The following is a 12,011-nucleotide window of genomic DNA, read 5'->3' on the forward strand; positions in this document are numbered from 1 at the left end:
GGCCCGGCACCTCCCTGGAGCCGCACCATGACCACCGCAGCACCCGAGACGCCGATAGGCGCGACCTCGGAGATCGAACTCTCCATCGGCGGGATGACCTGCGCCTCCTGCGCGGCCCGCGTCGAGAAGAAGCTCAACCGCATGGACGGCGTCACCGCCACGGTCAATTTCGCGACGGAGAAGGCCAAGGTCTCCTACCCCGAGGGGGTACGGGTCGCCGATCTGATCGCCACCGTGGTGAAGACGGGCTACACCGCCGAGGAGCCCCCGCCGCCCGCGCCCCCCGAGCAGGAGGCGCCCGACACGGGCACCGGCACCGGCACCGGCACCGGCACCGGCACCGACGATCCCGAGACGGCCTCCCTGCGCGAGCGGCTGACCGTCTCCGCGCTGCTCGCCGTGCCCGTCGTCCTCATGTCGATGGTCCCGGCCCTCCAGTTCGACAACTGGCAGTGGCTCTCCCTGACGCTCGCCGCGCCCGTCGTGGTCTGGGGCGGGCTGCCCTTCCACCGGGCCGCCGCGACGAACGCGCGGCACGGCGCGGCCACCATGGACACCCTGGTCTCGGTCGGCACGCTCGCCGCCTTCGGCTGGTCCCTGTGGGCGCTGTTCTTCGGCGACGCCGGGATGCCGGGCATGCGGCACGGCTTCGAGTTCACCGTCTCCCGCACGGACGGCGCCTCCACGCTCTACCTGGAGGTCGCCGCGGGCGTCGTCACGTTCATCCTGCTCGGCCGCTTCCTGGAGGCCCGCTCCAAGCGGCGTGCGGGAGCGGCGCTGCGGGCGCTGCTGGAGCTCGGCGCCAAGGACGTCAGCGTCCTGCGGGACGGCCGTGAGGTCCGCGTCCCGGTGGCGCGGCTGGCGGTCGGCGACCGCTTCGTCGTACGGCCCGGCGAGAAGATCGCCACCGACGGGACCGTCGTCGAGGGCACGTCGGCCGTGGACGCGTCCATGCTGACCGGCGAGTCGGTGCCGGTGGACGTGGGTGTCGGGGACGCCGTGACCGGTGCGACCGTGAACGCCGGGGGCCGGCTCGTCGTCGAGGCCACCCGGATCGGCGCGGACACCCAGCTCGCGCGGATGGCCCGGCTCGTCGAGGACGCGCAGAACGGCAAGGCCGAGGTGCAGCGCCTGGCCGACCGGATCTCCGGGGTCTTCGTGCCCGTCGTCCTGCTGATCGCGCTCGGCACCTTCGGCGTCTGGATCGCGGCCACCGGGGACACGGTCGCGGCCTTCACCGCCGCCGTCGCGGTGCTGATCATCGCCTGCCCGTGCGCGCTCGGCCTGGCCACCCCGACCGCCCTGATGGTCGGCACCGGCCGCGGCGCCCAGCTCGGCATCCTGATCAAGGGACCCGAGGTCCTGGAGTCCACCCGCCGCGTCGACACCGTCCTCCTGGACAAGACCGGCACGGTGACGACGGGCCGCATGAGCCTGCACGAGGTGTACGTCGCCGCGGGACGGGCCGAGGAAGACGTCCTGCGGCTCGCGGGAGCCCTGGAGCACGCCTCCGAGCACCCGGTTGCCCGAGCGATCGCGGAAGGCGCTCAGAAGCGCGTCGGCGCCCTTCCGGCGCCGGAGCACTTCGAGAACGTGCCGGGGCGGGGCGTGCGCGGGCGGGTGGACGGCCACGAGGTCACCGTGGGCCGGTTCACGGACACGCTGCCGGCAACGCTTGCGGACGCGAAGAGCACGGCCGAGGCGGCGGGCCGTACGGCCGTCGTGGTCTCGCTGGACGGCACGGCGGCGGGCGTGCTGGCCGTCGCCGACACGGTCAAGGAGACCAGCGCCGAGGCCGTACGCGAACTGCGGGACCTCGGGCTCACGCCGATGCTGCTGACCGGGGACAACCGGGCGGTCGCGGAGGCCGTGGCGCGGGAGGTCGGCATCGCCCCGGCCGACGTGATCGCCGAGGTGCTGCCCGAGGACAAGGTCGCCGTGGTCCGGCGGCTGCGGGACGAGGGGCGGACCGTCGCGATGGTCGGCGACGGGGTGAACGACGCGGCGGCGCTCGCCGGCGCCGATCTGGGCCTCGCGATGGGCACCGGGACGGACGCGGCGATCGAGGCGAGCGACCTGACGCTCGTGCGCGGGGACCTCCGGGTGGCCGCGGACGCGATCCGGCTGGCGCGCGCCACGCTCTCGACGATCAAGGGAAACCTGGTCTGGGCCTTCGGCTACAACGTGGCGGCCCTTCCACTGGCCGCCGCCGGCCTCCTGAATCCCATGATCGCCGGAGCCGCGATGGCCTTCTCGTCCGTTTTCGTGGTCACGAACAGCCTTCGACTGAGAGCATTCGCGTGACGACAGGGGCCGAGTCCCCCTAGAGTCCAGCGAGAGGCTCACATAAGCTCTTCACAAGGCTCGCGCATCTTCCTTACGATTGGTCCGCGATTCCCATTTCGGACCTCTTGCGTTTCTTCAGGACATATGCAAGAGATCCAGATCACAGTGATGTGAACGTAACCACCGAAGGGGTTCGTCAGTCTAAGTTGGCGATGTCAGAAGCGTCTTGGGGGGCGCGACTGGCATCTGGGGATGTCTTGGGGGACGTTCCCGGAAATTGCGTCGCCGGGGCACGTACAGCGGGGAGCTTTGAGCGGCCCTCCCGATCCGTACGCGTCCCGGCAGATCGCACCGCACCACCGCAGCAGGGCGGGCCCAGCTCGCCCGGCTCACCGCCGGCCCCGTGCCGGCACGCAGCGATTCAGGCGCTGCCCGTAAGCGCCCGGCCGGATCCCGTGGGGGGAATCCGCACCGGGACAAGGAAAGCGCCCTGACCGTCGGCCCGTGGGGGGACCGGCGGCAGGGCGCTTTCCGTTTTTCTCGTTCTACGGGTTCACCGGGCCCCGCGTGCGGAGCCCGGCGTCACGGGTGGACCTCAGCGGGCCTCGACCGGCACGAAGTCGCGCTCGACGACGCCCGTGTAGATCTGGCGCGGGCGGCCGATGCGGGAGCCGGGCTCCTTGATCATCTCGTGCCACTGGGCGATCCAGCCCGGCAGCCGGCCGAGGGCGAACAGGACCGTGAACATCTCGGTCGGGAAGCCCATGGCGCGGTAGATGAGGCCGGTGTAGAAGTCGACGTTCGGGTAGAGGTTGCGCGCGACGAAGTACTCGTCGGAGAGCGCGTGCTCCTCCAGCTTCAGGGCGATGTCCAGCAGCTCGTCGGACTTGCCGAGAGCGGACAGGACGTCGTGGGCCGCGGCCTTGATGATCTTCGCGCGCGGGTCGAAGGACTTGTACACCCGGTGGCCGAAGCCCATCAGGCGGACGCCGTCCTCCTTGTTCTTCACCTTGCGGATGAAGGAGTCGACGTCGCCGCCGTTGGCCTGGATGCCCTCCAGCATCTCCAGGACGGACTGGTTGGCGCCGCCGTGCAGCGGGCCCCACAGCGCGGAGATGCCGGCGGAGATCGAGGCGAACATGTTCGCCTGCGAGGAGCCGACCAGACGCACGGTGGAGGTCGAACAGTTCTGCTCGTGGTCGGCGTGCAGGATCAGCAGCTTGTCCAGCGCGGAGACGACGACCGGGTCGAGCTCGTAGTCCTGCGCGGGGACCGAGAAGGTCATGCGCAGGAAGTTCTCGACGTAGCCGAGGTCGTTGCGCGGGTACACGAAGGGGTGACCGACCGACTTCTTGTACGCGTAGGCCGCGATCGTCGGAAGCTTGGCGAGCAGCCGGATCGTGGAGAGGTTGCGCTGCTTCTCGTCGAACGGGTTGTGGCTGTCCTGGTAGAAGGTCGACAGCGCCGAGACGACCGACGACAGCATCGCCATCGGGTGGGCGTCGCGCGGGAAGCCGCGGTAGAAGTTCTTGACGTCCTCGTGCAGCAGGGTGTGCTGCGTGATCTCGTTCTTGAAGGTGGAGAGCTCGTCGACGTTCGGGAGCTCACCGTTGATCAGCAGGTAGGCCACCTCGAGGAAGGTGGAACGCTCGGCGAGCTGCTCGATCGGGTAGCCGCGGTAGCGGAGGATGCCCTGCTCACCGTCGAGATAGGTGACCGCGGATTTATACGCGGCGGTGTTGCCGTACCCGCTGTCCAGCGTCACCAGACCGGTCTGGGCGCGGAGCTTGCCGATGTCGAAGCCCTTGTCGCCGACGGTGCTGTCGATCACCGGGTAGGTGTACTCGCCATCGCCGAACCGCAGTACTACAGAGTTGTCGCTCACGTCATCCCTCACCGACGTTGTGCCTCTTCTTCGAGGTGCCCTGACTGCCTCTACCATCCCCCACTTGGCCCTGGAGAGTGCACTCGGGGTCGGCCATTGGGCCCGTCGACGGCACTGAGTGCCGCCAATCTGCTCATCCTGCCGCGTCCGCCCCTCAACCGGAAGGGCTCTGTGACCTTCATGACTCATTTGATCGATCATTTTTTTCGATGAACCCCGGCCGATGCCCGAAAGGCCCCGTTCGACACCCGGACCGGCCCGTTCCGCCTTCTGCGGGACGGTGGTTCACGAACCGGAGAGCCGGAAGTCCAGGGCCGTGCACCGGCGCCCCGCGGACACCGTGCGCACCGCCTGGCCTATCGCCTTGCGCGAGCCGACGAGGACGACCAGTTTCTTGGCCCGGGTGACCGCCGTGTAGAGCAGATTGCGCTGGAGCATCATCCAGGCACCCGTGGTCACGGGGATCACCACCGCCGGGTACTCGCTGCCCTGGGAACGATGGATGGTCACCGCGTAGGCGTGGGCCAGTTCGTCGAGTTCGTCGAATTCGTACGGCACCTCCTCGTCCTCGTCCGTGCGCACCGTCAGCCTCTGCTCGACCGGATCGAGGGAGACGACGACACCGACGGTGCCGTTGAAGACCCCATTCTCCCCTTTGTCGTAATTGTTGCGGACCTGGGTGACCTTGTCGCCGACGCGGAAGACACGGCCTCCTATCCGCTTCTCCGCGAGGTCCGGGCGGCCGGGCGTGATGGCCTGCTGGAGCAGTCCGTTCAGGTGCCCCGCGCCGGCCGGGCCCCGGTGCATGGGGGCGAGGACCTGGATGTCCCGGCGGGGGTCGAGCCCGAACTTGGCCGGAATCCGCCGGGCCGCCACGTCCACGGTGAGCCGCCCGGCCTCCTCGGTGTCGTCCTCCACGAAGAGGAAGAAGTCCTTCATGCCGTCGGTGACCGGGTGGTGCCCGGAGTTGATCCGGTGCGCGTTGGTCACCACCCCGGACTGCTGCGCCTGGCGGAAGACCTTGGTCAGGCGCACCGCGGGGACCGGGCTCCGGTCGGCGAGCAGGTCGCGCAGCACCTCGCCGGCGCCGACGCTGGGAAGCTGGTCCACGTCACCGACGAAGAGCAGGTGGGCGCCCGGGGCCACCGCCTTGACCAGCTTGTTGGCGAGCAGGAGGTCGAGCATGGACGCCTCGTCCACGACGACCAGGTCCGCGTCCAGCGGGCGGTCCTTGTCGTAGGCCGCGTCGCCGCCCGGCTTGAGCTCCAGGAGCCGGTGCACGGTGGACGCCTCGGCCCCGGTCAGCTCCGCCAGACGCTTGGCGGCGCGGCCGGTGGGCGCCGCGAGGACGACCTTGGCCCCCTTGGCGCGGGCCAGCTCCACGATCGAGCGGACCGTGAACGACTTGCCGCAGCCCGGGCCCCCGGTCAGCACGGCGGCCTTCTCGGTGAGGGCGAGCCGGACCGCCGCCTCCTGCTCGGGGGCCAGCTCCGCGCCCGTACGCCGCTTCAGCCAGGCCAGCGCCTTGCCCCAGTCCACGTCGTGGAAGCCGGGCATCCGGTCCCGGTCCGTGCGCAGCAGGCGCAGCACCTGTGCGGAGAGCGAGAGTTCGGCGCGGTGGAAGGGGACGAGGTAGACGGCCGTCACCGGGTCGCCGCCGTCCGGGCCCGGGACCTTCTCCCGTACGACGCCGGGGTCCTCGCCCTCGTCCGGAGGGGCCGCCAGTTCGGCCAGGCACTCGATGACCAGGCCGGTGTCGACCTGGAGCAGCTTCACCGCGTCCGCGATCAGCCGCTCCTCGGGGAGGTAGCAGTGGCCCTGGTCGGTGGACTGCGACAGGGCGTACTGGAGGCCCGCCTTGACGCGCTCGGGACTGTCGTGCGGGATGCCGACGGACCGGGCGATCTTGTCGGCGGTGAGGAAGCCGATGCCCCAGACGTCGGACGCCAGGCGGTAGGGCTGGTTCTTCACGACCGAGATCGACGCGTCGGCGTACTTCTTGTAGATGCGGACCGCGATGGAGGTGGACACCTCCACGGTCTGGAGGAAGAGCATGACCTCCTTGATCGCCTTCTGCTCCTCCCATGCCTCGGCGATCCTCCCCGTGCGCTTGGGGCCGAGTCCCGGGACCTCGATGAGCCGTTTCGGCTCCTCCTCGATGATCCGCAGGGTGTCCAGTCCGAAGTGCTCGGTGATGCGGTCGGCGAAGACCGGTCCGATGCCCTTGACCAGGCCGGATCCGAGATAACGGCGGATGCCCTGGACGGTCGCCGGGAGCACCGTCGTGTAGTTCTCCACGGTGAACTGCTTGCCGTACTGCGGGTGGGAGCCCCAGCGGCCCTCCATGCGCAGGGACTCGCCGACCTGGGCACCGAGGAGGGAGCCGACGACGGTGAGCAGATCGCCCGCGCCCCGGCCGGTGTCGACCCGGGCGACCGTGTACCCGTTCTCCTCGTTGGCGTACGTGATGCGTTCGAGCACGCCTTCCAGCGTGGCCAGTCGCCGCTCGCCCTTCTGGGCGGCCCCCGCCTGATCGCTCATGATCCGACGGTACCGCCCGCCACCGACAGTGCTCCGGTGCCGTGGAGGACTCACCCGGTCGAGGACGCGGAAGACGCTCGGTCCCGAAGGCCCGGGGTGCCCGCTCGGACCCCCGGAGGTCCGGGGCGGAAAATTTCGAGGGGCCCGGTCCGTCGACCGGGCCCCTCGGCTTTCCCCTCCGTATCAGAACCCCCGCGATCCCCCCGGATCCCCCTCCAAAGGTCCTGATGCCACGTACGACCCGCGAGGTGGCGGAAGGGTTGCACGGACTTCTGAAGATTTTTTCGGGAGACCGGTCAGCCGGCGTGCTCCGTGAACCGGGCCGCCGTCTCCGCCAGCACCTCGCGCCCGTCCCTGGCCCACAGCGCCTCGTTGAAGAGCTCGACCTCGATGGGTCCGGTGTAGCCCGCCGCCTCGACCAGGGCGCGCCACACGCGGAAGTCGACCGAGCCGTCGCCGAGCTGCCCGCGGCCGTCGAGGACGCCCGCGGGCAGCGGGGTGGTCCAGTCGGCGAGCTGGAAACCGTGGATGCGGCCCCCGGCCCCCGCGCGGGCGATCTGGGCGGGCGCCGTGTCGTCCCACCAGAGGTGGTACGTGTCGACGGTGACGCCCACCTGCTCGGCGGGGAAGCGTTCCGCGAGGTCCAGGGCCTGGGCGAGGGTGGACACCACGCAGCGGTCGGCCGCGTACATGGGGTGGAGCGGTTCGACGGCCAGCCGCACCCCGCGCGAGGCGGCGTACGGGCCCAGTTCGCCGAGCGCGTCGGCGATGCGCTCGCGCGCGCCGCCGAGGTCCTTCGAGCCGGGCGGCAGGCCGCCGGAGACCAGGACGAGGGTGTCGGTGCCGAGGACCGCGGCCTCGTCGACGGCGGCCCGGTTGTCGTCCAGCGCGCGCCGCCGCTCCCCCGGGTCGATCGCCGTGAGGAAGCCGCCCCGGCACAGGGTGGTGACGGCCAGACCCGCGTCGCGGACGAGTTTCGCGGTGGCGTCGAGACCGTGGGACCGCACGGGTTCGCGCCACAGGCCGACACCGGGGACGCCCGTCTCCAGGCAGGCCGCGACCAGTTCGGGCATCGAGAGCTGTCTGACCGTCATCTGGTTGACGGAGAAGCGGGCGAGGCCGGTCATGAGGTCACTCCGTACAGGGCGAGCAGGGTCTTCATCCGGGCCTCGGCCCGCTGCGGGTCCGGGAACAGGCCGAGTCCGTCGGCCAGTTCGTAGGCGCGGGCGAGGTGGGGCAGGGAGCGCGCCGACTGGAGGCCGCCGACCATCGCGAAGTGCTCCTGGTGGCCCGCGAGCCAGGCCAGCAGGACGACACCCGTCTTGTAGTAGCGGGTCGGCGGCTCGAAGAGGTGCCGGGCCAACTCGACGGTCGGGTCGAGGAGTTCACGGAAACCCTTGGTGTCCCCGGTGTCCAGGACGCGCACGGCCCGGGCGGCGAGGGGGGCGAGCGGGTCGAAGACGCCGAGCAGGGCGTGGCTGAAGCCGCGTTCGTCGCCCTCGATCAGCTCGGGGTAGTTGAAGTCGTCGCCGGTGTAGCAGCGGACGCCGTCCGGGAGGCGGCGGCGCAGTCCGGTCTCGCGGCGGGCGTCCAGCAGGGAGACCTTGACGCCGTCCACCTTGTCCGGGTGGGCGGCGATCACCTCCAGGAAGACCTCCGTCGCCGCGTCCAGGTCGTCCGAGCCCCAGTAGCCGACGAGGGCCGGGTCGAACATCGGGCCCAGCCAGTGCAGGATCACCGGGCCGGCCGCCTGGCGCAGGAGATGGCCGTAGACGTCGAGGTATTCCTCGGGTCCGGTGGCGGCCCGGGCGAGCGCGCGGGAGGCCATCAGGACCGGCTGCGCGCCCGACTCCTCGACGAGGGCGAGCTGTTCCTCGTAGGCGGCCCGGACCTCGGGGAGCGTGGCCGGGCCGGTGAGCTGGTCCGTGCCGACGCCGCAGGCGATCCTGCCGCCGACGGCCCCGGCCTCGGCGGCGGACCTCCGGATCAGTTCGGCCGCCCCGGCCCAGTCGAGGCCCATGCCCCGCTGGGAGGTGTCCATCGCCTCGGCGACACCGAGGCCGTACGACCACAGATGACGCCGGAAGGCGAGGGTGGCGTCCCAGTCGACGGCGGCGGGCTCGCCGGGCGAGACGTCCGCGCGGGGGTCGGCGACGACGTGCGCGGCGGCGAAGACCGTACGGGAGGCGAGGGGGCCGCCCGCGGGGAGGACGGGGAGGGGGTCGGTGCGCGGCTCGTGGGTCCGCAGCCGGCCCTCGGCGTCCGGGAGTCGGATGCTCACAGCGTGATCTCCGGGACGTCGAGGCGGCGGCCCTCGGCCGAGGACTTCAGCCCCAGTTCGGCGAGCTGGACGCCGCGGGCGCCGGCGAGGAGGTCCCAGCGGTAGGGGGCGCCGGTGTGGACGTGCCGCAGGAACAGCTCCCACTGGGCCTTGAAGCCGTTGTCGAACTCGGCGTTGTCGGGGACCTCCTGCCACTGGTCGCGGAAGGAGTGGGCGGCCGGGACGTCCGGGTCCCAGACCGGCCTGGGGGTCGAACCGCGGTGCTGGACGCGGCAGTCGCGCAGTCCGGCGACGGCCGATCCCTCCGTGCCGTCGACCTGGAACTCCACGAGCTCGTCGCGGTTGACCCGCACGGTCCAGGAGGAGTTGATCTGGGCGACCGCGCCGCCCTCCAGCTGGAAGATGCCGTAGGCGGCGTCGTCGGCCGTGGCGTCGTAGGGCTTGCCGCGCTCGTCCCAGCGCTGCGGGAGGTGGGTGGCGGTCAGCGCCTGCACCGAGGTGACGCGGCCGAACAGCTCGTGCAGGACGTACTCCCAGTGCGGGAACATGTCGACGACGATGCCGCCGCCGTCCTCGGCGCGGTAGTTCCAGGAGGGCCGCTGGGCGCCCTGCCAGTCGCCCTCGAAGACCCAGTAGCCGAACTCGCCGCGGACGGACAGGATCCGGCCGAAGAAGCCGCCGTCGACCAGCCGCTTCAGCTTGAGCAGGCCGGGCAGGAACAGCTTGTCCTGGACGACGCCGTTCCTGACTCCGGCGGCATGCGCGAGGCGGGCCAGTTCGAGGGCCGCGCCGAACCCGGTGGCGGTCGGCTTCTCCGTGTAGACGTGCTTGCCCGCCGCAATCGCCTTCCTGAGGGCCTCCTCCCGGGCGGACGTCACCTGGGCGTCGAAGTAGAGGTCGACGGACGGATCGGCGAGCACCGCGTCCAGGTCCGTCGACCAGTGGGCGAGGCCGTGCCGCTCGGCGAGCGCCCTCAGCGCGTCCTCGCGGCGGCCGACGAGGACGGGCTCGGGCCACAGCACGGTGCCGTCGCCGAGGTCGAGGCCGCCCTGCTCGCGCAGGGCGAGTATCGAGCGGACGAGGTGCTGGCGGTGGCCCATGCGTCCCGTCACGCCGTTCATGGCGATCCGCACCGTCTTGCGTGTCACGTCGTTCCCTCCGTACGCCTCGGGCGCCGCGCACGCTGGCAGGCGAGCGTGACAGCAAGCGCTTTCTATCCCTGAGAAGCTAGCCTCTGCGCAGCGGTATGGACAAGACCACCGCGAAGCCGAGTTGTTCGAGGGGGCGAACAACGGGGGCCGATGGCCGTATGGTCTGCACGGACCCTGCCCACGGGAAACGGCGCGCCCGGCCTTCGACTCCGTGTTCGACGCCGTACGACGAGACACGGCCGGGCACGACGACGTACGAGACGTACGAAGTGGTACGACATGACGCGCGACCGGAGGACGACGAGATGACGGTGACCCTGGCGGACGTGGCGGCCCGCGCGCAGGTCTCTCCCGCGACGGTGTCGCGCGTGCTGAACGGGAACTACCCGGTGGCCTCCTCCACGCGCGAGCGGGTGCTGCGGGCCGTGGACGAGCTGGACTACGTGCTGAACGGGCCCGCGAGTTCACTGGCCGCCGCGACCTCCGACCTCGTCGGCATCCTCGTCAACGACATCGCCGACCCCTTCTTCGGGATCATGGCGGCGGCCATCCAGTCGGAGATCGGCGGGCCCGGGGGGCGTGCGGGCGGGGAGCGGCTCGGGGTCGTCTGCAACACCGGCGGCTCCCCGGAGCGCGAGCTCACCTACCTCACGCTCCTCCAGCGCCAGCGCGCCGCCGCCGTCGTGCTCACCGGCGGCGCGATAGAGGACACCGCGCACGCGGGCGCCGTCGCGGCCAAGCTGCGCAAGCTGACGGAGGCGGGAACCCGGGTCGTGCTGTGCGGCCGGCCGCCCGCGCCGGAGGCGCCCGAGGCGATCGCGCTCACCTTCGACAACCGCGGTGGCGGCAGGCAGCTGACCGAGCACCTGATCGGCCTCGGGCACCGGCGGCTCGGCTACATCGCGGGCCCCGAGGAGCGCACGACGACCCGCCACCGCCTGGAGGGCCACCGGGCGGCGCTCGACGCCCACGGCGTCGAGGACGACCCGCGGCGCACCGTGCACGGCCGCTACGACCGCCGGTCCGGGTACGAGGCGACGCTCGAACTCCTGCGCCGCGACCCGTCGCTGACGGCCGTCGTCGCCGCGAACGACACCGTGGCGCTGGGCGCGTGCGCGGCGCTGCGCGACTCCGGGCTGCGCATCCCGGACGACGTGTCCGTCGCGGGCTTCGACGATCTGCCGTTCAGTATCGACGCGGTGCCCGCTCTGACGACCGTGCGGTTGCCTCTCTCCGAGGCGGGGGCCCGGGCCGGGCGGATCGCCATGGGGCGTGAGGAGCCGCCGCCGGGTGGGATCGCCACGGTGCGCGGCGAGCTGATGGTGCGGGGGTCGACCGGGGGTCCCCGCGGCTGACCTCGGGGCTCCCCAGAGGGGTCCCCGGGGCCAGGGTTCCCGGGGTTCCCGGGGCCGGGGTTCCCGGGGCCGGGGTTCCCGGGGCCGGGGTTCCCGGGGCCGGGGTTCCCGGGGTTCCCGGGGTTCCCGGGGTTCCCGGGGTTCCCGGGGTTCCCGGGGTTCCCGGGGTTCCCGGGGTTCCCGGGGTTCCCGGGGTTCCCGGCGGCCAGGGCTCTCGAAGTCCCCGGGACCAGGCTTCTTTCGCCCCCTCCGCCCCTGCCCTTCCCACCCCTGGGGCTCCGCCCCAGACCCCGCTCCTCAAACGCCGGAGGGGCTGGATTTCCCCGACCGGGGCTGGATTTTCCCGGCCGGGACTGAAACTTCCTCCGGCCGGGGCGGAGGCCTTCCCCAGCCGTGGCCGAAAAATCGCGCCCGCAAGGGGCTGCGCCCAAGCCGTCACGCACCCACGGCGGACGAGCGGCCCCACGACGCATCCGCACCCGCGGCGAACGAGCGGACCCACGACGCATCCG

At 71.7% G+C, this 12,011-nt stretch carries 7 protein-coding genes; 2 read left to right on the forward strand and 5 right to left on the reverse strand.

Going from position 1 to position 12,011, the window contains the following annotated elements; translation table 11 throughout:
• Positions 1–27 precede the first annotated feature (27 nt).
• Positions 28–2,304 carry a heavy metal translocating P-type ATPase gene (locus ACFW6B_RS01045; RefSeq protein WP_386591151.1) on the forward strand — a complete coding sequence of 759 codons (2,277 nt, stop codon included), beginning with the start codon at positions 28–30 and terminating at the stop codon, positions 2,302–2,304.
• A gap of 577 nt (positions 2,305–2,881) precedes the next feature.
• Here the strand turns inward: ACFW6B_RS01045 and ACFW6B_RS01050 are convergent.
• The 5 genes from ACFW6B_RS01050 to ACFW6B_RS01070 form a co-directional block, all read right to left on the reverse strand.
• On the reverse strand, positions 2,882–4,171 hold the full coding sequence (locus ACFW6B_RS01050; RefSeq protein WP_386591152.1) for a citrate synthase: 1,290 nt from the start codon (positions 4,169–4,171) through the stop codon (positions 2,882–2,884).
• Positions 4,172–4,456: 285 nt separating this feature from the next.
• Positions 4,457–6,712: an ATP-dependent RecD-like DNA helicase gene (locus ACFW6B_RS01055; RefSeq protein WP_386591154.1), complete on the reverse strand. Its 2,256-nt coding sequence runs from the start codon at positions 6,710–6,712 to the stop codon at positions 4,457–4,459.
• Between the two features lie 296 nt (positions 6,713–7,008).
• Positions 7,009–7,839, reverse strand: coding sequence for a sugar phosphate isomerase/epimerase family protein (locus ACFW6B_RS01060; RefSeq protein ID WP_386591155.1), 831 nt, complete (start codon positions 7,837–7,839; stop codon positions 7,009–7,011).
• Positions 7,836–8,993, reverse strand: coding sequence for a dihydrodipicolinate synthase family protein (locus ACFW6B_RS01065; RefSeq protein WP_386591156.1), 1,158 nt, complete (start codon positions 8,991–8,993; stop codon positions 7,836–7,838). The genes ACFW6B_RS01060 and ACFW6B_RS01065 overlap by 4 nt, the downstream gene beginning before the upstream one ends.
• Complete coding sequence (locus ACFW6B_RS01070; RefSeq protein WP_386591157.1) at positions 8,990–10,141, reverse strand: Gfo/Idh/MocA family protein; 1,152 nt, start codon at positions 10,139–10,141, stop codon at positions 8,990–8,992. The genes ACFW6B_RS01065 and ACFW6B_RS01070 overlap by 4 nt, the downstream gene beginning before the upstream one ends.
• Positions 10,142–10,449: 308 nt before the next feature.
• Between ACFW6B_RS01070 and ACFW6B_RS01075 the strand changes: the two genes are divergently transcribed.
• Positions 10,450–11,499: a LacI family DNA-binding transcriptional regulator gene (locus tag ACFW6B_RS01075; RefSeq protein WP_386591158.1), complete on the forward strand. Its 1,050-nt coding sequence runs from the start codon at positions 10,450–10,452 to the stop codon at positions 11,497–11,499.
• Positions 11,500–12,011 lie beyond the last annotated feature (512 nt).

The sequence above is a fragment of the Streptomyces sp. NPDC058751 genome (genome assembly GCF_042746485.1).
In the GTDB taxonomy this organism is placed as follows: Bacteria; Actinomycetota; Actinomycetes; order Streptomycetales; family Streptomycetaceae; genus Streptomyces.

Excerpts from the sequence above, each read along its gene's own strand:
- ACFW6B_RS01045 (WP_386591151.1), top strand. The coding sequence starts at position 28 with ATGACCACCGCAGCACCCGAGACGCCGATAGGCGCGACCTCGGAGATC.
- ACFW6B_RS01055 (WP_386591154.1), bottom strand. The coding sequence starts at position 6,712 with ATGAGCGATCAGGCGGGGGCCGCCCAGAAGGGCGAGCGGCGACTGGCC.
- ACFW6B_RS01060 (WP_386591155.1), bottom strand. The coding sequence starts at position 7,839 with ATGACCGGCCTCGCCCGCTTCTCCGTCAACCAGATGACGGTCAGACAG.
- ACFW6B_RS01075 (WP_386591158.1), top strand. The coding sequence starts at position 10,450 with ATGACGGTGACCCTGGCGGACGTGGCGGCCCGCGCGCAGGTCTCTCCC.